This is a genomic window from Streptomyces lancefieldiae (assembly GCF_031845825.1).
GTDB classification, from domain to species: Bacteria; Actinomycetota; Actinomycetes; order Streptomycetales; family Streptomycetaceae; genus Streptomyces; species Streptomyces lancefieldiae.
Map to the genome: position 1 here is coordinate 1 of NZ_JAVRFH010000352.1, position 429 is coordinate 429.

Genomic DNA, 429 nt, shown 5'->3' on the forward strand with positions numbered 1-429 from the left:
TGCCGATCTCGCACACCAGTACGACGCCGAGAACCTTTGCGGCTACTGAGATGTCGAAATGTGACAGGGCTGCGATGGCGACCAGGCCGACTACGGCGTAGATCTCCCACGGCAGGTCGAGTCCGAACTGGGTGGTGAAGGCCTGATCGGCGAAAGCCGAGAAGATTCCGACCAGCCCGGCTTCCATCGTCATGTAGGTGACCATCGGCATGACGCCGGCGGCGAGCCCGGGAACCTTGGACCAGGCCCTGGACACAAAGGTATAGAACGCGCCGGCCGCGGTGATGTGGCGGGCCAGGGCGACGAACCCGACGCTGAAGATCGACAGGACGATCGTAGCGATGACAAACCCGCCCGGTGCGCCCAGTCCGTTACCGAAACCCACTGCGACAGGAAGGTTTCCGGTCATCGCGGTGATCGGTGCCGAGA

The 429-nt window shown here is 63.2% G+C and carries 1 pseudogene; it reads right to left on the minus strand.

What is annotated here, in order from left to right:
- A pseudogene (locus tag RM812_RS42475) lies at nucleotides 1–429 on the minus strand (amino acid permease); the annotation flags it as partial.